Source organism: Streptomyces sp. NPDC047061 (assembly GCF_040643955.1).
Classification (GTDB): Bacteria; Actinomycetota; Actinomycetes; order Streptomycetales; family Streptomycetaceae; genus Streptomyces.
In genome coordinates, this window is sequence record NZ_JBEYVI010000015.1 from 1 (window position 1) to 17,965 (window position 17,965).

A 17,965-nucleotide genomic window follows, 5' to 3' on the forward strand; every position below is an offset into this window, starting at 1 on the left:
GGTGTACGTGTGCGGCGACGGCGCCCGCATGGCACCAGGCGTACGGGAGGCGTTCGCCCTGTTTTTGGGGGCGCGGGGAACTGCGCGACCAGCCACGACGGCGCCGCACCCGACCGACGACCGCACGACCGCGGCCAGGTCTCCATCGAACTCCTCGGAATGACCCCGGTCATCATCCTCACCCTGGTGCTCATGTGGCAGGCCGTCCTCGTGGGGTACGCCTTCACCCTCGCGGGGAACGCTGCCGACGAAGGCGTACGGGCGGGCACGGCCGTCCCCCGGGGGGAACGCTTCGGCGTCTGCCAGAGCGCCGCGCTGGAGGACCTCTCCGGGGCCTGGCGGGAGGGAGCCACGGTGGACCAGTGCGGCGGCACCGGCACGGTGACCGCGGACGTCTCCCTGCGCGTCCCGGTCCTGTTCCCCGGCTCGATCGACTTCCCCGTCACCGTGCACGGCCACGCCGGCACGGTCGAGGAGGTGAAGAACTGAGATGCACTCCCGCCTTCCACGCCGCAGGCACCGCGACCGTGGCCAGGTCGCCATCGAGTACCTCGGCTTCCTCCCGATCCTCCTGATCGTCGGACTCGCCGGCATCCAGCTCGGCGCCGTCGCCTACGCCGCCGAGCAGGCCGGTACCGCCGCCCGCGCGGGGGCCCGCGCCGCCTCGCTGGGGCAGGCGGCCGCCCCCGCCTGCGCCGCCGCGGTCAGCCTCAGCGTGACCTGCGCGACCACCGGCGGCGGCGACTCGGTCACCGTCACCGCCACGGTGCACATCCCGAAGATCCTCTGGAAGGACCTCGGCAACGCCACCAAGTCCGCCACGATGCCCGTCGACCACTGAACGAGGAGCACGGACCACCATGAGCCTGCGGGCACGCATCAACTCCCCCGAGGAGAACGGCAGCCGGGGCGAGGACGGCCACCTGGTCTCCTCCTACCGGGCCAAACTCCTGGAGGAGATCGACCTCGCGGAGATGAGCGCGCTGGCCGCCGCCGAGCGCCGGGCCCGTCTCGAACGCGTCCTCGGGCACATCATCAGCCGCGAGGGCCCGGTCCTGTCGACCGCCGAACGCTCCCAGCTGATCCGCCGGGTCGTCGACGAGGCCCTCGGCCTCGGCATCCTGGAACCGCTCCTCGAAGACGCGTCGATCACGGAGATCATGGTGAACGGCCCCGACGCGATCTTCGTCGAACGCGGCGGCCGAGTCGAGCAGTTGCCGCTCCGCTTCGTCTCGGCGGACCAGCTGATGCAGACCATCGAACGCATCGTCTCCACCGTCAACCGCCGCGTCGACGAGTCGAACCCGATGGTCGACGCCCGCCTCCCCTCCGGCGAACGCGTCAACGTCATCATCCCCCCGCTCTCCCTGACCGGCCCGACCCTCACCATCCGCCGCTTCCCGCGCTCCTACACCCTCCAGGAACTCATCGGCTTCGGCTCGCTCGACGAGCACATGGTGTTCCTGCTGGCGGGCCTGGTGCAGGCCAAGTTCAACATCATCGTCTCCGGCGCGACGGGCACCGGAAAGACGACCCTCCTCAACGCCCTCTCCGGCCTGATCCCGGCCCACGAACGCATCATCACCATCGAGGACTCCGCCGAACTCCAGCTCCAGCAGACCCACGTGGTCCGCCTGGAGTCCCGCCCGGCGAACGTCGAGGGCAAGGGCCAGGTCACCATCCGCGACCTGGTCCGCAACTCGCTGCGGATGCGCCCCGACCGGATCGTGGTCGGCGAGGTCCGCGGCGGCGAGTCCCTCGACATGCTGCAGGCCATGTCCACCGGCCACGACGGCTCGCTCGCCACCGTCCACGCCAACAGCGCCGAGGACGCCCTGACCCGCCTCCAGACCCTGGCCTCCATGTCGGACGTCGAGGTCCCCTTCGTCGCCCTGCACGACCAGATCAACAGCGCGGTCGAGGTCATCGTCCAGCTGACCCGGTTCGCGGACGGCGCCCGCCGGATCACCGAGATCGCGATGCTCGACAGCCACGGCAGCGAGCCGTACCGGCTGGCGACCGTGGCCCGCTTCGACGCCCAGCCCATGACCCACGACGGCCGGGTCTACGGCTCCTTCCAGTACTTCCCGCTGCCACGCCGCACCGCCGACCGCCTCTACATGGCGAGCCAGCCGATCCCGCAGGCCTTCGGCGTGGCCCAGCACCTCGACCAGCTCACCACCCGAGAAGCCCGGTAGGCGGCCCATGTCCCTCCACGACCTCGTCACCCTCACCACCGGCATCACCCTGCTGGCCTGTCTCCTGGCCGTGGTGGGCCTGCACACCTACGCCTCCGGCAGGGCCCAGCGCGCCGCCCTGGTGGACCGCCTCTCCTACACCGGCCAGGCCCCGCTCACCGGCCGCCGGCGCCGCTTCCGCAACCTGGACCGGCGGCTGCGCGGCACGGCGGTCGGCCGCCGCCTGGAACTCCGCCTGGCGGCAACCGGCCTGGACGTGACACCCGGCGAGTTCCTCGCCTACATGCTCGCCACCGTCGCGGCCCTCTGGCTCATCGGCCAGGCCGCCCTCGCCCCCTTCTTCGGCCCGATCGCCGGCCTGCTCGGCGTCTTCGCCGCCGTCCAGTTCCTCAACTGGCAGCGGCAGAAACGCATCGAGCGGTTCATCGCCCAACTCCCCGAACTGTCCCGCATCCTGGCCAACGCCACCCACGCCGGCCTCGCCCTGCGCACCGCGATCGGCATGGCGGCGGAGGAGCTGGAGGCCCCGGCGGGCGAGGAACTGGGCCGGGTCGCCGACCAGTTGGCGATCGGCCACTCCATGGACGACGCGCTCGGCGAGCTCGCCGAGCGGCTCCCCTCCCGCGAACTGGTCGTCCTCGTCACCACGCTCGTCCTCTCCAACCGGGCGGGCGGCCAGGTCGTCTCCGCCCTGCGCAACCTCACCGAGACCCTGGAGGAGCGCAAGGAGACCCGCCGGGAGGTCCGCACCCAGCTCTCCCAGGTGACGATGACGTCGTACGCCGTCCCGGCGCTCGGCGTCGGCGCCCTGTTCCTGATGAACGGGGTCAAGGACGACACCCTGGCCCGCATGACCGGCACCGGCCTCGGCCAGGCGGCCGTGATCATCGCCTTCGGCCTGTACGCCGTCGGCTTCGTCCTCATCCGCCGCCTCAGCCGCATCGACGTATAGGTAGAGGTGGTATGTCACATGGCACTCCTCCTGGCCCTCCTCATGGCCCTCGCCGTCTACGGCGTCTTCGCGGGCGTCCGCATGTACCGCGCCGACGCCAAGCTCCCCGCCGACCTGGCGATCGCCCTGGAGGTGGGCGCCACCCGTACCGGCGCCGCCAACTCCCTCATCGACCGCATGGGCATGCGGTACGCCCCCGCCGTGCTCCGCCTCATGGGCCCGCGCCAGGTGGCCAAGTACCGCCGCAGGATCGACCTGGCGGGCAACCCCGGCGGCCTCACGATCGACCGCTACGCGGCCCGCCGCGCCGTCTACGGCGCCCTCGGCGGCACCGGCTTCGTGGTCTTCCTCCTCCGCGGCCAGTGGCTGGTCGCCGTCCTGCTCCTCCTGTTCGGCGCGTTCTGGACGGAGGTCGGCATCTGGTCGGCGATCCGCATCCGCAAGGACGTCATCGAACGCACCCTGCCGGACTTCCTCGACGTCCTCGCGGTGGTCGTCGGCGCCGGCCTCGGCTTCCGCCAGGCCCTGGACCGGGTGGCCACCCACTACGAGGGCCCCTGGGCCGACGAACTCCGCATCACGCTCCGCCAGATGGATCTGGGCATGAGCCGCCGCCAGGCCTTCGCGGAACTCCGCCGCCGCAACGACTCCGAACAGGTGGCGATGTTCGTCACGGCACTCCAGCAGGGCGAGGAACTGGGCGCACCGATCGTCGACACCCTGGTCGCGCTCGCCAAGGACATGCGCCGCACCGACGCCCAGAACGCCCGCCGCAAGGCGGCCCGGGCGGTACCGAGGGCCACCCTCATGATCACCACGTTCATGGTCCCGGCGACCCTGCTGCTGCTGGCCGCGGGCCTGCTGCTGGGCTCGGGGACCGACTTCGGGTCGGTCACAGGGAAGTAGGCGGAGATGAGGACCGTGGCTACCAGGAAGGCCGGGAGCGCCGGAGACGCCGGGGGCACCGGAGACGCTGGCGAAGTCGGCGAAGTCGGCGAAGTCGGCGGAATCGGCGAGAGGGTCGAGATCCGGGCCCTTCAGGCGATGGGCCGCCAGGTCTTCGGCTTTCGCCTGGCGATGATCGCCGTGGCGACCCCCGCCGCCCTCCTCAACGCCACCCCCGGTCTCGGCGCCCGCCTGGTCGGCTCGGCCGTGGTCGTCACGTTCATGGTCTCGTACGTCCTCTTCCGGGACTGGCAGCGCTTCGGCCCCCTCCTCCTGTGCCACCCCACCCTCCTGGCCGCCGACACCCTCTTCGGCTCCTTCCTCCTGATCTCCGCGGGCCCCGACACCACCCTCGCGTACGTCAGCGTCTGCACCCCGCTCCTCGCCGGCCTCCTCTACAGCTGGCGTGGAGCGGCGGTCTTCGCCTCCCTCCAGTCGCTGATCCTCCTGATGGCGCAGGAAACGCTGAAGCACCACTCCGCACCGGCCGAGTCCCTCCTCCTCCCCGGCCTCTGCGTCATCACCGGCGCGATGGGCTCGGCCCTGCGCAACCTGATGCTCCGCTTCGGCGCCGCCACCGACGCCCTGACCGAGACCCGGGCCCGCCTCGCAGCGGCGGAGGCGGCGAGCGCGGAACGCGCCCGGCTGGCCCGCGAGATGCACGACTCGGTGACCAAGACGCTGTACGGCGTGGCGCTGGTCGCCGACGGCCTCGCCGCGTCGGCGGCCGCGCCCCCGGACCGTCTGGACCCGGCCCTGATCAGGGAGCAGGCGGAGCTGCTGGCGAGGGCGGCGCGCAGGGCGGCGGCGGAATCCCGCGAACTCCTGACGGACCTCCGTGCCGACACGGAGGCCGACGTACTGTCCCGACTGGAGTCGCTGACGACCGGCTTCACCGCCCGCACGGCCCTCCCCGCCCGGTACGACGGCCCGGCCACCCCGGTCCCGCTCCCGCCCCCCACCGCCCGCCAGTTGCTGGGCATCGCGGCGGAGGCCCTGGAGAACGCGCACCGCCACGCGAAGGCGACGAAGGTCGACGTCCATGCGTCCGCCACCCCCACCCACCTGGTGGTGACGATCCACGACGACGGCCGGGGCCTGCCCCCGGACACGACGCTCGAAGACCTGCGCCGCACCGGCCACTTCGGCCTGCTCGGCATGACGGAACGGGCGGCGTCGGTGGGCGCCCGTATCCAACTGACCACCGACAAGGGCACGGAGGTCCGAGTGGAGGTGCCACTGACATGACCGACGACGTGACCGTCGAGCCGGGGGGACTGCGCGTCCTGGTGGCCGACGACAACCCGGTGATCCGCGCGGGCCTCACAGCCGTCCTCTCCACCGCGGAAGACCTCACGGTGGTGGCGGAGGCCGAGGACGGCCGCGCGGCCTACGAGGCGGCCCTGCACCACCGTCCCGACGTCATCCTCCTGGACGTCCGCATGCCCGGCGTGGACGGCATGGCTGCCCTGCCCCACCTGGTGCGCGTCGCCCCGGTCATGATGCTGACGTACAGCGACGAGACGGACCTCGTGCAGGAGGCGGTCCGGCTGGGCGCCGGGGGCTACCTGGTCCACGGCGAGTTCACGACCCAGCAGCTGACACAGGCGGTACGGGACGTGGGCGGCGGCCGCCCGCACTTCACCCCGACGGCGACGAACGCGTTGCTGGCCCACGTCAGAGGCGACGCAACTGCACACGCGCGACCAGAACTGCGAGCCCTACCTAATAAATCATCCCCCAACTACCTTTCGCAATTGCAACCATTCGTGGGACAGTCATCTCAGTCCCGGTTTCAACTGAGCGGCAGAGAGGCGGAGATCATGGACCTCATCGCGTCCGGCATGAACAACCAGCAGATCGCCGCCGTCTGCTTCATCAGCGAGAAGACGGTCAAGAACCACATCAACCGCATCTTCGCCAAGCTCCACACCACCACCCGCGCCCAGGCGACGGCCAAGTGGCTGGGGGTGGCCTGAGATGAACCGGGTGAACTGGGTCCGGATTTGGGTCCTGGGACCCTCCGCGGATGGGTATGTTCCGTCATACGTTACGAGGATCGGAACCGAACCCGGAGGGGAGCACCATGAGCGACCTGATGCTGAGGATGCTTGTCGCAATGCAGCGCCGTGCCGACGACCGGGGACAGACCGCGGTGGAATACCTGGGGATCATCGCGGTGGTGGTGGCGATCGTGCTGGCGGTCACCGGTACCAGCATCGGCCAGACGATCCTCACCAAGATCACTGCGGAAATCAACAAGATCACGTGAAGCCTGCTCGCCGTTACGGCGACTCGGGGCAGGCCTTCCCCATCTACATCACGGTGGTGGGAGGCCTGCTCTTTCTCGCGTTCGCATATCTCGCGGTCGGCCAGGCCGCAGTGAACCGGAACGGTGCCCAGACGGCCGCCGACGCGGCAGCGCTCGCCGCGGCCATGAACACGCGTGACGAACTCACCGACCTGTGGGTGCAGGACGTGCTCGACCCGACCAAGTGGCAGGACATATTCGACGGCCACGTGGACGTCACGGATTCCTGCTGGCGCGCTGCCCAACTGGCGTCCCAGAACGACGCGACGGCTCAGTGCACATCCGAACCGCCACTGAGTTACAAGGTCGATGCCGAGACGAACAAGACCGTGGGCGATTCGGTCGTGCCGGGGACCGAGAACATGAGGTCGACGGCACACGCCACCGCCGTGATCGAATCTCTCTGCACGTTCACGCTGTCCGGTGGGGGTGGCGTACTGCCCGAGCTCACCTGCAGGGACCGGAACTGGACCCTGGACCCGCAGGACCTCACGGATCTCCCGGGACCCGAGGACCTCTTCGACGTCCACCTGGCCGACTGACAAGCGAATCGACGAGTGAAGAAGGAAGCGGTGCGATGAGCATTCGGTTCACTGCGATGGCTCGCAGGGGGACGGTCGCGTTGCTGGTCGCGGCGGGTATGGCCGTGGCAACCGGCTGCGGCAGCGGGAGCGACAACAAGGCGGACAAGCCCAAGACGTCGTCCTCCGCCTCGCAAAGTACCGGATCGAACCCGAGTGCTCAGGAAGGCCAGTCCGAGACCCCATTGGCCGAACTCAAGGGAACGGACGGCCTTCTCCTGCAGGTCACCTCTGCTCAGCGGGACTCGGGCGGCTTTGTCACCGTCAACGGGGACATCAAGAACGACGGCGCCGACTCGGTGGTCATCCCCGCCCAGGTCAGTGGTGACGAAACGGAGATCACCAAGCACGGCTTCTCCCTCGGCGGGGCCACGCTTGTGGATTCGAAGGGGAAGAAGCGCTACTACGTCCTCCGTGACACGGACGGCCGACCGCTCACCAGTACCGGCATCACGAATGTGGACGCCGGCCAGACCATCCCCGTCTTCATGCAGTTCCCCGCCCCGCCGGCCGACACCACCGAGGTGACCCTCCAACTCCCCACCTTCTCCAGCGGCACCGTCAAGATCTCCGGGTGAGGCCGAAGTGACCACACCACGCCTCCCCCTGACCCTGGGCGCCGCGACGCTCCTCGTCGTCGCGAATCTCTACGGCGCGGCGACCGCCCGGGCCGACGGCGGCGACCCGAGCGTCCCTCCGGGCACCGAACCCTCGGCCACCGCCCCCGTGAAGATCGACCCGACGGACCCCGACCTGAAGCTCCCGGAAGGCGCCACCCTTGCCGCGCCCAAGGTCCTGGACATCAAGTCGGTCGTCGAGGACCAGAGCGGTGACGAGCGCCGTACGGACACCAACACTGACGTGACGTTCGCCCTCCAGGCCGAGGTGCTGTTCAGCAAGGACAGCGCGAAGCTGAGCGAGGCGGCGAAGGCGCGGATCGCGGCGATCGCGGACGAGATCAGGAAACAGAACCCGACCCAGGTCCGCGTCTTCGGCTTCACCGACAACCTGGGCACCTCCGCCCACGGAGACGTCCTCTCCCGCCAGCGCGCCAACGCCGTACAGGGCGTCCTGGACCAGGACCTGAACGACCCGAACATCACCTTCGACGTCCGCGGCTACGGCGAGCAGTACCCGATCGCGGACAACTCGACGGAGGAGGGAAGGAAGAAGAACCGCCGGGTGGAGGTCACGTTCCCGCGGACGGGCTCCTGAAGCCCCTCCACGGCACGGCTCCCACGCCGTACGGTCAGCCGCCCCGCCCCTCCTCGACAGTCACACTCACACTCACCCCCGCCGCCACACCCCACCCCGCCATCGCCCCGGCCTCCGCCTCCAGCACATGCCGGGACCGGAGCCGGGGCAGACCGAGACGCCCCGGCCGCATGGTGCGCACGGCGATGACCTTGAGACGGCGATCCAGGTAGGCGACATCGATCGCCATCCGCATCCGAAAGGTGTGGATCCCACTGGCGGGCGACAACAGGATCGCCCCGTCAAGACCGTCACGCCCCAGCAGCCCTCTGGTACGCGCCCGGTAGGAGGCAGCGATCTCCAAGGGAACGGCCTTCACCCCATCCCCATCCCCGCGACCATGCACGAGCAGCGTCCCGCGCCCGTCTCTCCACCGTGCCATCCCAGCCGCCTCCGCCCGCCCCGCTCGCTGCCGCATGACGTGAACGAACGTACAGGCACGGCGACATACGGGATCCCCTTGCCGGCGAGGCCCGCCCGTCTCCTACTCGGATCGGCGGCGGACCGCCGCGAGAAGGCGCCGCATGCCGATCACGTGCCCGCCCGTTCCGACGACGAGACGTCGGTAGAGGCCGCCGGCCAGGCCCGGGAAGGCCGCCCGGCTTTCGGCGCGGAGCCGTGACTGCCCCGGACCGGCGTGTTCGAGGCGGAAGATCAGGGCGTAGGACGAGAGCCGATGCCGTCCCTGGAGGACCAGCTCACGCTCCGGGACTGCGGTGACCACCCGCCAGCCGGGAAGCGTAGAGCCTGCGGCGAGGGGCCGTGGCCCGGACGCCGAGCGGTCGGCGCATCCCACCAGCCTGGTGTAGGCGGCCGATCCGGGGCGTGAGAAGGACCGGTCCAGCGTCTCGGTCAGAGCGCGCCAGACGTCGGCGGTCCCCGCGGCGACGACCGTCGCGTGTTCATCGAGGTACGGCAACGAAGCGATCTGCATCGAGGACTCCCTGAGGTTCGCCCAGGTCACCAGAGGGCGTGAAGAGCCGGATCCACGGCTGGACATGCCGCCGGCGAACAGATGGACATCGCGCAGAAGAAGTACAGCGGAGTACAGCACAGGGTCGGCGGTACGCACAGGGCATCCGTCGGCCGATCGGCGTGGCGGGCCGCGTCACGCGACGTCGGGCCGGACCGGATGCGATCCCCCTAGGCTGACGCCCATGGCAGCGAACGATCCGCAGGTCGTGGTGGACATGGGTGTCGAGATTCCCGTGCCCGCGCCGGGGGAACTCTGGACCGTCGGTGCGGTGATCCTCAATCACCGAGGAGAGGCATTCGCTCAAAAGCGTGGCCCTGAGCAGCGCCTGTTTCCCGACACCTGGGACATCGTGGGCGGACACGTCGAGCCGGGTGAATCACTCATGGCGGCGCTCGCCCGCGAGGTCGAGGAGGAGACCGGCTGGCGCCTGCGCCGTGTCCGCAAGCTGCTGGGCGTCACGTCCTGGACCGGCGACGACGGCGACGGGCTGCGCCACGAGGCCGACTACCTGGTGGAGGTCGACGGCGATCTCGGCCGTCCCGCACTGGAGTGGACGAAGCACAGCGCCTACGACTGGTTCGGCCCGGCCGACCTCCACCTGCTCAAGGAGAACTGCTCGCCGGGGCAGTTCGTGATCCATGACCTGATCATGAAGGTCCTGCGGTAGGGGGGCCGCGCATCCCCCTTCCTGCGGTCACATCCGAACGCCTCCCGAAGCGATCGGCATGACCGAGCCCGACGCGGCCCGACGCCCGAATGCGCGTGTGAAAGGGACTCACGGGCCGCTGCTCCCGCTCCGTCCCCGGCCGCCCGGTAGTTCACGATCGGAACCGTTACAGTTCCTCACTGATCTCTTACTCGGGTCGCCGACGGGTGCTGGAGCAAGGGACGGGAAGAGGAAGCGGATCCGGACGAGGGGGAAGCGCGTGGCCGACCGGCTGGTCGTTGACGGCGACGAGCTCGCGCACTTCATGAAGTTGCTGAAGAAGTCGAGCAGTTCGCTGAACGGGCTGCGCAAGGCGCTGAGCGACGCCACGGTCAGCGGACTCGGGACGGACGACCTGGACGGCGCGTGTCAGTACTTCCAGGAGGAGTGGAAGTACGGCACCGAACAGATCGGTGAGCAGACCGATGACCTCGCCGAGATCATCGGGAAGAGCAGAGACAGCTACAACGAGGTGGACAAGGCGCTGGAGGAAGCCCTCAAGAAGGCCGGGTCGGGCAAGGGGAAGGGGGCGAAGTGACCCACACCCCCGGCACCGGGCGGCCGGCCGGCGTGCTCGACGCGCAGAGCCGTGCGGATTACGACAAACCACAGGGCCTCAAGTCGCGTTCGGGAGTTTCGAGCGCGGACTATCCGCATCTGGGCTTCAATCCCGCACCGGGCAGCACGGACACGGTCCACGACCTCTACGTCAAGCTCACCGACTGCGCCAAGGTCCTGGAAGAGTCCCATGGCCTCGTCACCAAGTTGATGGACGGCAGCTACTGGAAGGGTGACGCCGCCGTCGCCTTCCGGGAGGAACTCGACGGCGGGCCGTTGCCGCTCAACCTGAAGAACGCCGCGCACTCCATCCGCAAGGCGGCCCGCCAACTCGATGGCTGGGAAGGTGAGCTGGAGGATTTCCAGCGCCGTGCGAAGAAACTGGAGAGCGACGCCAGGGACGCAGGGGATGCGCTGGCCGTGGCCAAGGGCCGGGCGGGCAGCGCGAAGAGCGACCCTGATCTGCAGAAGAAGGGTGCGCAGCACGAGGCGGCCCAGAAGGCGCTCACCCACGCGAACACGGCGGTGGAGACGGCCCAGGCCGACCTCGACGCGATCATCATCCGGGCGAAGAAGCTCGCCGGGGAACACGAGGAGAGGGCCCGCTACCGGGCGGGCAGGATCACCGACGCCACACAGAAACTGGCACCGAACGAGCCAGGCCTCTTCGACGAAGCCCTCGACTGGATCACCGACAACCTGCCGGACATCCTCAGCTGGACCGCTGCACTCCTCGGTGTCATCGCTCTGTTCGTGGTCACGGGCGGTATGGCAGCGGCGGTGCTGCTCCTGGCCGCGGCGGCACTGAGCGCCGGCGCGGTCGCGACCCGGCTGGCGGATCCCGCGGTGCGCGCATCGCTGTGGGACGGCATTCGCCATGGAGAGTTCGACGCCGATTTCTGGAGCAACGCGATCGGCGTGGCGGCTGACGGGCTGGGCATGCTTCCCGGCCTCGGTGCCGCCGCCAAGGGCGCCCCCGTGCTGTTCAGATCGGTGGGCGAAGCCGGTGACGTACTCACGGTGGGGCAGCGTTTGGCCGCGGCCGGAGGAAAGACCGTGGAGTCGGCCAAAGCCTTCGCCGAACTGAAGAACCCGTTCACGGAATGGGTGGTGGCAAAGGCGCCACGCCTGACCCAGACGGTCGAGGCCGCCGAGAAGGCCGCCCCGTGGGCCGGCCTCGCCACAGCTTCCTACGGCCTGTCCACGAGTTTGAGCGACTCACTGGACAACGACACCGTGGCGAACGTCGGCACCGGCGTCGACGGCTTCTTCCTGGGGCCGATCGACACGGCCGAGACCGTCGATCTGATCCGGCGCGTCTTCAGGCCCGTGTGAGAGCCGTCTGAGGCCGAGCTGTCCATCCTTCCTCTCCCGACGAGAAAGCAACCCCCCATGCATCCCACCGGTCACCCCACAGCCTGGGACCACACCCCCACCCGCGCCGCGTGGGCACGGCACATGGCCATGAACGTGGTCGGACTCATCGGATGGCCTGCCGGATGGGTAGCGCTCATCGGCATCTCCACCTACACGCCGAACTGGGTGGTCTGGATCTTCATGCCGTACTTCCTCTACGGCTTCTACCGGTTCTTCATCCAGCTCACCTACTTCCCCGCGGCCCTGGGCATCCGACGCGTCCTGCGTGAGTACCCCTGGCAGATCCTCGAAAAGGTGCCGAGCGGACTCGGAAGGTACCCCGGTGCCCGTGACGACGGAATCTGGTTCGAGTTCCGCGACCCGACCGCACCGGAGGAGAGGATCCCGCTGGTGTTTCTCAAGCACCACCGCTCGTACTGGTGGATGCGCCGGCTGGACGGCCCTCGTACGAAGCCCGAGCGCCGGGCGCAGATCGAACCACTCTGGTTCGCGGGCGACCCGCGCTTTCTCGGTGTGGTCGCCGCGCCCGGCCGTGGCGGTCAGGTGCCGAAGCGGCTGCATCTGCTCTACCAGCGGCCGGTCTTCGACAGCAGGTGTGCCCCGGAGGGCTGGGGTGCCGACGCGGCCGCCGTCGGGCGTGCGGGCCGCGCCGGTGCCCGGTACCTCCCGGAGCCGTCACAGCCTTCCGCGCAGGGATGAGAAGCGCCTCGTCATGACCGCCGCACCGGTTTCGAACGTCACCGTCCACCCCAGTGCCGAGCAATCCGGCGACGGCATCTGGTTCGCCATGCCCGCCGGATTCACGGCCGTTCCCCTCGCGGCCCTCGGCACGCCGACAGGCTCCCCCGAAGCGGAGCGACTCAGCGAGGCGTTGGCTCCGATCCTCGACGCTGCCCCGGACGAGGAGTCCCGGCAGAAATTCGCCGCAACCCTGACCGCCGTCCAGCACATGCTGCGCAGCGTGTACACGAACGGGACAGCTCACTGCGCTGTCGGCCTGCACCGGGACGACACGGCGAGCAGAGCGGACCTGGGCAAAAGCGCGCTGCTCTCCCTTTTCACCATCACCTGGGTGGACACCGCGTGGGCTCCGCGCGCAGTCACCGCTGCCCGCGTTCTCGTGACGGCGGAAGGCCACACGGACATCGACTTCGCGGAGGTTCCCTGCGGTCCGGCCGCGTTCAGCGAGACGCTCCGCACGGCTGCCGCCGGGTCAGGTCTTCCTGCGCAGCCCTTGCTGCAGGTTCACGGCCACCTTCCGCACCCGGACGGCACCGCCATCGCGCTCCTCACCCTGAGCACCGCCGCTGTACGCCGGCGCGAGCAGTACCGCGCGATCCTCCGCCAGATCGCCCGCACCGTCACGTTCGAGGATCCCTTCGGGGCCACCGTCGGCGGTGGTGGGCGTTCGTGAGGGATTCCCTTCCGCCGCTTCCCTGGGCCTCGCAGCCGGCCGTGGAGCATCCGCCCACCCGTGGCGCGATCCACCGCCGGCTGATCCGCCAGGCGGTGCTTCTCCTCGTCGTATGGCCTGGCTTCTTCCTGGCGATCGCCCTTGCCGCGGCCGCCGACGCCGAGCAGTTCATACCGATCCTGGTCAGGGGCGTCTTCGTCACGCCGGTCCTGCTGCCCCTCAACGTCTGGGGAGCCGTCACGGCGCTGCGCATGCACCGCAGGCTGGGTGCGTACCCGTGGCGGCTGGTGGAGTGCGAGGTCGTCGTACCCGGCATGCACGGATGGCGGCCCAGGGAGTACGACCCCGTCACGGGACGCGAGGCGAGGGTCCCCGCGATCCTCCGTATCGGGCGGGAGGTGTTGACGTCCACCCCCTTCAAACGCCACGTGAGTGTGCGGCTCACCCACGTCTGGTGTGCGGGCCTGCCCGGCCCCGGCGCCGTGGTCTCCGAACCGGGCGGAGCCAGGCCCTTCCGGCTGGCCCTGCGCAAGGACCTCACCGCATCCTCTATCTCCCCGGCCGCATGGTGCGTACGGCGATGACCCTTCTTGCCCCCTTCGGGTCCGGACAGGTGTCACCTGAGTCCGTGGAAATCGTTGGGCGGTTCAAGAGACCTCTAGCCCCACCTGGAGTCCCCCGGTGAACCGCCCTGCCCGGCTTCCCTCCGCGGTGCCCACTGCCTCTGCGGCCCTGCCTCCGACTGCCCGCAATTCCTCTGGCACGGAGACCGACGTGACGAGGAAGGCGCATGGCTGACCGTTTGAAGGTCGACGGAACCGAACTGGACAGGTTCTTCAAGGACTTGAAGAAGGCGCAGGAGTCGTTCACGGCGTTGCAGAAGGTGTTGCACGACCCGGGGGTCAGTGGCCTCGGTACGGACGACCTGGACAAGGCGTGCGACCGGTTCCAGGAGGACTGGCACTACGGGGCGAAGGAGATCGCCGAGCAGATCGGGGAGCTCACGGACATCACGAAGAAGGCGAAGGACGACTTCCACGAGGTGGATGTCGCTCTGGAGAAGGCGTTGGAGAAGACCCGGAGCAGGGGCGGGGGCAAGTGACGGCCACGAGCCCCTACCCCCATCTCGGCTTCGACCCGGCGCCCGGCAGCACCGACCTGGTGCGGGACATCCACCGGAGGTTGTCCGACTGCGCCAAGGAGATGGAGAGGGCGCACTCCAAGGTCACGAAGCTGATGAACGGCAGCTACTGGGAAGGAGACGCGGCTGTCGCCTTCCGGGAGCGACTGGAGGGCGGCCCGCTGCCGCTCAACCTGAGGAACGGCGCCCACTCCGTCGACAAGGCGGCGAGGCAACTGGATCTCTGGGGCACGGAGCTGGAGGAGTTCCAGCGGCGCGCGAAGAGACTCGACGGCGAGGCCAAGGACGCCCGCGAGGCGTTGCAGCGGGCGCAGCGGCACGCGGACGAGGCGGAGAGCGCCGCGGGCAAGGGCAAGGCGCACGATGGCGCCGACTCGGCCCTGCACAAGGCGAACAGCAAGGTCACGGCCGCGCAGGGGGACCTGGACGACGTACTGAAGCGTGCCCGCTCGCTTGCCGGCGAGCACGACGAGACCGCGCGCAGGCGGGCCCGGCACATCAGCGGCGCCACGCACAAGCTGGCGCCGCAGGAACCGAACGCGTGGGAAAAGTTCACCGACTGGCTGGGCGACAACCTCCCCGACATCCTCAGCGCGTGTGCCGCCGTGCTGGGTGTGATCGCCCTGCTGGGCCTCACGGCCGTCGCACCCTGGATGCTGTTCCTGGCGGCGGGCCTCCTCAGCGGAATGGCCTTCGGCCTGCGGGTCGGCGACCCCGAGGTCCTGGCATCGCTGGAGGACGGCCTCACCAAGGGCGAACCGGACGTCGACTTCTGGGGCAACCTGCTCGGGGTCGCGGGGGACTTCCTGGGGATGCTGCCGGGGTTGGGGGTAGTGGCCAAGGGCAGCTACCTCGGACTCCGCTCTGTGGGGGAGTCGGGTGAACTGCTCTCGCTTGTGGGAGAGGGCGACGAGGTGCTGACCCTCGGGCAGAGACTGGCGAGGGCCGGAGCCAACGCCGGAACCTCATTCAAATCGGTCGGCTCCTCGATCAAGTCGGAGGCCGTGGCCGCCGGCGGGGCAGTCAGCCTGCTGGCCCATTCCCGGGTGTTCGGCGGCAGGCTTGCGCCGATCGTGGAGAAGATCGACAAGCCTGCGACGATCTTGGGGGCCAGCACAGCTGTCTATGGCGTGACCAGCAGTTTTGTCGACACCCTGGACAACGGCGCGGCCAAGACGGTCAGCAACCTCCTCGACGGACCCAGAACCCTGGGCATCGATGTCCCAGCGGCTATGGGCGCCCTTCACTTCCTCTTGCGCGGTGCAGGTGAAGCATCGTGAACGGTGCTCCCTACGTGATCGATGACTCGGCCAGGAACGTGGACGCCGACATCTGGTTCGCGTTGCCCCCGGGCTTCATCCCGCTTCCCCTCAAGGAACTGACGACAGCCGAGAGCGAGCCGGCAGAGACGACGGCGCCATTGGCCGGACTTGGCCCGGTGCACCGGCTGGCCCAACTGCTGGTCGAAGCAGGAGCGGTGCACTGCTGCCTTGGCCTGCACGCAGATGACGAAGGAGACAGCAGTCCGCTGTTGTCTCTCTACACGCTTGCGTGGCGGGACACGGAATGGGCTCCGCGCAGCGTACTCGTGGCGCGCGCGGCGGTCGGCACCGAAGGCGCGGAGTACATCGAAACGCTGGATCTGCCGTGCGGCCCGGCCGCGATCGTGCAGACACGCATGACCGCGCCACCGGAACTGAATCTCGGTGCTCCGTGCGAACTGCTCCAGGCCACGGCCTACGTGCCATGTCCCGACGGCCGACGCATCGCGGTTCTTTCGCTCGCCACGGCATCCGTCACACGAGCGAGGCTCTACCGTGCGCTGCTCAAGGGGGTCGCCGGTACGGTCAGTTTCGAAAATCCCCTCCTGGACGTAGCCGATGACGTACCCGACAAGGACTGACATGCCGCCCACCCACTCCACGGCCTGGGACGATCAGGCGACCCGCCGGGCCTGGACCAGGCTGTTGATCTGCGCCGCCCTCGGCCAGGTCCTGTGGCCTGCTGCCTGGGTGGCATTGCTGGCGTTGTACGTGATCACGTCCATTACCTGGACCTTGTGGCTCTTCTTCGTCCCGATGGCCTACACCTTCTACCGGACGTTTCTCCAATGGGCCTATTGGCGGGGAGCGTTTCGCGCGCGGCTTCTCCTGCGTCAGTACCCCTGGCAGATGTACGAAGCTCCGGAGAGCGGGATCGGCAACATCCCCGGTGTCCGCAACGGCTACGCCTGGCTGAAGTTCCCCAATCCTGAGCTGCCGGACCAGCAGGTGACGATGGTGATGCACTCACACGTGCGCTCCATCTGGTGGGGCGGACGCCTGGGTAAGCGGGCCAAACCCGAGCGGAAGGCACAGGTACGGGAGATCTGGTTCGCCGGTGATCCCCGCTTCGCAGCCGTGCTCGCAGTACCCGGGCCCCGCCGCCTCTACGTCATCCATCAGCGCCCGAGCTACAACCCTGGTGTCCCCGCTGACGCCCATGGAGCCGGCCCTCAGGCACGGGAACTCGCCCGCCGAGCCGGGGTCCGTGTTCCGGACGTCAGCTCTATCGGAGGGTGACACCTGTACCTGGCCCTGGCCCACCGGAACGCAATTCAGTTGTGGCGGAGTCGGTCCCCGGGTAGGACCTCCCCCATGACATCACTCGGCGCCGTATTCCGTCCCCAGCTTCCCCCCGAGCGGCTTCGGGACGTCGTTCGGGTTGCCGAGGGGGTGGGGCTCGAAGAGCTGTGGTTGTGGGAGGACTGTTTTCGGGAGGGTGGGATCTCCACGGCCGCGGCCGCTCTTGCCTGGTCGGAGCGGGTGCGGGTCGGGGTCGGGCTGTTGCCCGTGCCGTTGCGGAACGTCGCCGTCACCGCCATGGAGGTCGCCGCGCTGCACCGGATGTTCCCGGGGCGCGCGGTCGTCGGCGTCGGGCACGGTGTGCAGGACTGGATGGGCCAGGTGGGCGCCCGCGCCGACTCCCCGCTGACCCTGCTGCGCGAGCATCTCGACGCCCTGCGCGCGCTGTTGCGCGGGGAACGGCTCACCGTCGGCGGGCGGTACGTCCACCTCGACGACGTCGCGCTCGACTGGCCGCCCGCCGGCCCCGTCGAGGTCCTCGCCGGCGCCGAGGGCCCCCGTACGCTGCGCCTCTCCGGTGCCGCCGCCGACGGGACCGTTCTCACCGCCGCGACCTCACCCGACCGCGTCCGCCGGGCCCTGCGGCTCATCGAGGAGGGGCGGCTGGCCGCGGGACGCGACGCGGGGGAGCCGCACCGGGTCGTCGTCTATCTGCTCACCGCCACCGGCCCCGACGCCCCCGCCCGGCTCCGTGCCGAACTCGCCGCGGAGGGGCTGGAGTCCGTCCCCGACCTCGGCGTCGCCGGTGACGCGGGCGCCGTCGCCAAGGCCGTGCAGCGGCTCGTGGAGGCCGGCGCGGACACCGTCATCCTCCAGCCGACGGCGGACGAGCCCGACCCCGAGGCCTTCGTGCGGTTCACCGCGGAGGAGGTCCGGCCGCTGGTGCCCTAGAGGGGGGAAGGGGCGGCCGGGAGTCGGGCGGGCGGTG

24 protein-coding genes are annotated in these 17,965 nt (G+C 69.6%); 22 read left to right on the forward strand and 2 right to left on the reverse strand.

Annotation, left to right across the window (positions count from 1 at the left end; genetic code table 11):
* The first annotated feature begins 159 nt into the window (after positions 1-159).
* The 11 genes from ABZ887_RS22065 (at position 160) to ABZ887_RS22115 (ending at position 8,202) form a co-directional block, all read left to right on the forward strand.
* Entirely contained in the window at positions 160-489 is a 330-nt protein-coding gene (locus ABZ887_RS22065) for a pilus assembly protein (RefSeq protein ID WP_361291960.1), read from the forward strand.
* A 1-nt stretch (position 490) separates the two neighbouring features.
* Positions 491-841, forward strand: a complete 351-nt coding sequence (locus ABZ887_RS22070; protein ID WP_361291962.1) for a TadE/TadG family type IV pilus assembly protein — start codon at positions 491-493, stop codon at positions 839-841.
* A gap of 19 nt (positions 842-860) precedes the next feature.
* Positions 861-2,198: a CpaF family protein gene (locus ABZ887_RS22075; protein WP_361291964.1), complete on the forward strand. Its 1,338-nt coding sequence runs from the start codon at positions 861-863 to the stop codon at positions 2,196-2,198.
* Positions 2,199-2,205: 7 nt separating this feature from the next.
* On the forward strand, positions 2,206-3,150 hold the full coding sequence (locus ABZ887_RS22080) for a type II secretion system F family protein (RefSeq protein WP_361291966.1): 945 nt from the start codon (positions 2,206-2,208) through the stop codon (positions 3,148-3,150).
* A gap of 18 nt (positions 3,151-3,168) precedes the next feature.
* Positions 3,169-4,056, forward strand: a complete 888-nt coding sequence (locus ABZ887_RS22085) for a DUF5936 domain-containing protein (protein WP_361291968.1) — start codon at positions 3,169-3,171, stop codon at positions 4,054-4,056.
* A gap of 138 nt (positions 4,057-4,194) precedes the next feature.
* Entirely contained in the window at positions 4,195-5,343 is a 1,149-nt protein-coding gene (locus tag ABZ887_RS22090) for an ATP-binding protein (protein WP_361292301.1), read from the forward strand.
* Positions 5,340-6,074, forward strand: coding sequence for a response regulator transcription factor (locus ABZ887_RS22095; RefSeq protein WP_361291970.1), 735 nt, complete (start codon positions 5,340-5,342; stop codon positions 6,072-6,074). Before ABZ887_RS22090 ends, ABZ887_RS22095 begins: the two co-directional genes overlap by 4 nt.
* 107 nt (positions 6,075-6,181) lie before the next feature.
* Positions 6,182-6,367, forward strand: coding sequence for a hypothetical protein (locus ABZ887_RS22100; protein ID WP_217551317.1), 186 nt, complete (start codon positions 6,182-6,184; stop codon positions 6,365-6,367).
* A complete protein-coding gene (locus ABZ887_RS22105; RefSeq protein ID WP_361291972.1) occupies positions 6,364-6,948 on the forward strand; it encodes a pilus assembly protein TadG-related protein in 585 nt (194 codons plus the stop codon). The genes ABZ887_RS22100 and ABZ887_RS22105 overlap by 4 nt, the downstream gene beginning before the upstream one ends.
* Positions 6,949-6,983: 35 nt before the next feature.
* Positions 6,984-7,565 carry a hypothetical protein gene (locus ABZ887_RS22110; protein WP_361291974.1) on the forward strand — a complete coding sequence of 194 codons (582 nt, stop codon included), beginning with the start codon at positions 6,984-6,986 and terminating at the stop codon, positions 7,563-7,565.
* A 7-nt stretch (positions 7,566-7,572) separates the two neighbouring features.
* Complete coding sequence (locus ABZ887_RS22115; protein ID WP_361291976.1) at positions 7,573-8,202, forward strand: OmpA family protein; 630 nt, start codon at positions 7,573-7,575, stop codon at positions 8,200-8,202.
* Positions 8,203-8,236: 34 nt separating this feature from the next.
* Here the strand turns inward: ABZ887_RS22115 and ABZ887_RS22120 are convergent, their stop codons facing one another.
* Both ABZ887_RS22120 and ABZ887_RS22125 read right to left on the reverse strand, forming a co-directional pair.
* Positions 8,237-8,623 (reverse strand): DUF192 domain-containing protein, encoded by a 387-nt coding sequence (locus tag ABZ887_RS22120; RefSeq protein ID WP_361291978.1) that lies wholly within the window; start codon positions 8,621-8,623, stop codon positions 8,237-8,239.
* Between the two features lie 102 nt (positions 8,624-8,725).
* Entirely contained in the window at positions 8,726-9,175 is a 450-nt protein-coding gene (locus ABZ887_RS22125; RefSeq protein ID WP_361291980.1) for a hypothetical protein, read from the reverse strand.
* Between the two features lie 223 nt (positions 9,176-9,398).
* On the opposite strand from ABZ887_RS22125, the gene ABZ887_RS22130 reads away from it, so the two are divergent.
* The 11 genes from ABZ887_RS22130 (at position 9,399) to ABZ887_RS22180 (ending at position 17,928) form a co-directional block, all read left to right on the forward strand.
* The gene (locus ABZ887_RS22130) at positions 9,399-9,884 is read left to right on the forward strand and encodes an NUDIX domain-containing protein (RefSeq protein WP_361291982.1); all 486 of its coding nucleotides are present in this window, start codon (positions 9,399-9,401) and stop codon (positions 9,882-9,884) included.
* A 259-nt stretch (positions 9,885-10,143) separates the two neighbouring features.
* Entirely contained in the window at positions 10,144-10,461 is a 318-nt protein-coding gene (locus ABZ887_RS22135; protein WP_361291984.1) for a hypothetical protein, read from the forward strand.
* Positions 10,458-11,816: a hypothetical protein gene (locus ABZ887_RS22140; protein WP_361291986.1), complete on the forward strand. Its 1,359-nt coding sequence runs from the start codon at positions 10,458-10,460 to the stop codon at positions 11,814-11,816. Before ABZ887_RS22135 ends, ABZ887_RS22140 begins: the two co-directional genes overlap by 4 nt.
* A 57-nt stretch (positions 11,817-11,873) precedes the next feature.
* Entirely contained in the window at positions 11,874-12,557 is a 684-nt protein-coding gene (locus ABZ887_RS22145) for a hypothetical protein (protein ID WP_361291988.1), read from the forward strand.
* A 13-nt stretch (positions 12,558-12,570) separates the two neighbouring features.
* A complete protein-coding gene (locus ABZ887_RS22150; RefSeq protein WP_361291989.1) occupies positions 12,571-13,272 on the forward strand; it encodes a hypothetical protein in 702 nt (233 codons plus the stop codon).
* Complete coding sequence (locus ABZ887_RS22155; protein ID WP_361291991.1) at positions 13,269-13,856, forward strand: hypothetical protein; 588 nt, start codon at positions 13,269-13,271, stop codon at positions 13,854-13,856. Before ABZ887_RS22150 ends, ABZ887_RS22155 begins: the two co-directional genes overlap by 4 nt.
* 206 nt (positions 13,857-14,062) lie before the next feature.
* Complete coding sequence (locus tag ABZ887_RS22160) at positions 14,063-14,374, forward strand: hypothetical protein (protein WP_361291993.1); 312 nt, start codon at positions 14,063-14,065, stop codon at positions 14,372-14,374.
* Positions 14,371-15,693, forward strand: coding sequence for a hypothetical protein (locus tag ABZ887_RS22165; protein WP_361291995.1), 1,323 nt, complete (start codon positions 14,371-14,373; stop codon positions 15,691-15,693). The genes ABZ887_RS22160 and ABZ887_RS22165 overlap by 4 nt, the downstream gene beginning before the upstream one ends.
* A complete protein-coding gene (locus ABZ887_RS22170) occupies positions 15,690-16,316 on the forward strand; it encodes a hypothetical protein (protein WP_361291997.1) in 627 nt (208 codons plus the stop codon). The genes ABZ887_RS22165 and ABZ887_RS22170 overlap by 4 nt, the downstream gene beginning before the upstream one ends.
* A gap of 1 nt (position 16,317) precedes the next feature.
* The gene (locus ABZ887_RS22175) at positions 16,318-16,974 is read left to right on the forward strand and encodes a hypothetical protein (protein ID WP_361291999.1); all 657 of its coding nucleotides are present in this window, start codon (positions 16,318-16,320) and stop codon (positions 16,972-16,974) included.
* A 75-nt stretch (positions 16,975-17,049) separates the two neighbouring features.
* The gene (locus ABZ887_RS22180; protein WP_361292001.1) at positions 17,050-17,928 is read left to right on the forward strand and encodes an LLM class flavin-dependent oxidoreductase; all 879 of its coding nucleotides are present in this window, start codon (positions 17,050-17,052) and stop codon (positions 17,926-17,928) included.
* Positions 17,929-17,965 lie beyond the last annotated feature (37 nt).

What these genes read in the sequence shown, in the direction of transcription:
- ABZ887_RS22065 (WP_361291960.1), top strand. Translation starts at nt 160, where the DNA reads ATGACCCCGGTCATCATCCTCACCCTGGTGCTCATGTGGCAGGCCGTC.
- ABZ887_RS22070 (WP_361291962.1), top strand. Translation starts at nt 491, where the DNA reads ATGCACTCCCGCCTTCCACGCCGCAGGCACCGCGACCGTGGCCAGGTC.
- ABZ887_RS22075 (WP_361291964.1), top strand. Translation starts at nt 861, where the DNA reads ATGAGCCTGCGGGCACGCATCAACTCCCCCGAGGAGAACGGCAGCCGG.
- ABZ887_RS22080 (WP_361291966.1), top strand. Translation starts at nt 2,206, where the DNA reads ATGTCCCTCCACGACCTCGTCACCCTCACCACCGGCATCACCCTGCTG.
- ABZ887_RS22085 (WP_361291968.1), top strand. Translation starts at nt 3,169, where the DNA reads ATGGCACTCCTCCTGGCCCTCCTCATGGCCCTCGCCGTCTACGGCGTC.
- ABZ887_RS22090 (WP_361292301.1), top strand. Translation starts at nt 4,195, where the DNA reads ATGGGCCGCCAGGTCTTCGGCTTTCGCCTGGCGATGATCGCCGTGGCG.
- ABZ887_RS22095 (WP_361291970.1), top strand. Translation starts at nt 5,340, where the DNA reads ATGACCGACGACGTGACCGTCGAGCCGGGGGGACTGCGCGTCCTGGTG.
- ABZ887_RS22100 (WP_217551317.1), top strand. Translation starts at nt 6,182, where the DNA reads ATGAGCGACCTGATGCTGAGGATGCTTGTCGCAATGCAGCGCCGTGCC.
- ABZ887_RS22110 (WP_361291974.1), top strand. Translation starts at nt 6,984, where the DNA reads ATGAGCATTCGGTTCACTGCGATGGCTCGCAGGGGGACGGTCGCGTTG.
- ABZ887_RS22120 (WP_361291978.1), bottom strand. Translation starts at nt 8,623, where the DNA reads ATGGCACGGTGGAGAGACGGGCGCGGGACGCTGCTCGTGCATGGTCGC.
- ABZ887_RS22125 (WP_361291980.1), bottom strand. Translation starts at nt 9,175, where the DNA reads ATGCAGATCGCTTCGTTGCCGTACCTCGATGAACACGCGACGGTCGTC.
- ABZ887_RS22130 (WP_361291982.1), top strand. Translation starts at nt 9,399, where the DNA reads ATGGCAGCGAACGATCCGCAGGTCGTGGTGGACATGGGTGTCGAGATT.
- ABZ887_RS22145 (WP_361291988.1), top strand. Translation starts at nt 11,874, where the DNA reads ATGCATCCCACCGGTCACCCCACAGCCTGGGACCACACCCCCACCCGC.
- ABZ887_RS22150 (WP_361291989.1), top strand. Translation starts at nt 12,571, where the DNA reads ATGACCGCCGCACCGGTTTCGAACGTCACCGTCCACCCCAGTGCCGAG.
- ABZ887_RS22160 (WP_361291993.1), top strand. Translation starts at nt 14,063, where the DNA reads ATGGCTGACCGTTTGAAGGTCGACGGAACCGAACTGGACAGGTTCTTC.
- ABZ887_RS22175 (WP_361291999.1), top strand. Translation starts at nt 16,318, where the DNA reads ATGCCGCCCACCCACTCCACGGCCTGGGACGATCAGGCGACCCGCCGG.
- ABZ887_RS22180 (WP_361292001.1), top strand. Translation starts at nt 17,050, where the DNA reads ATGACATCACTCGGCGCCGTATTCCGTCCCCAGCTTCCCCCCGAGCGG.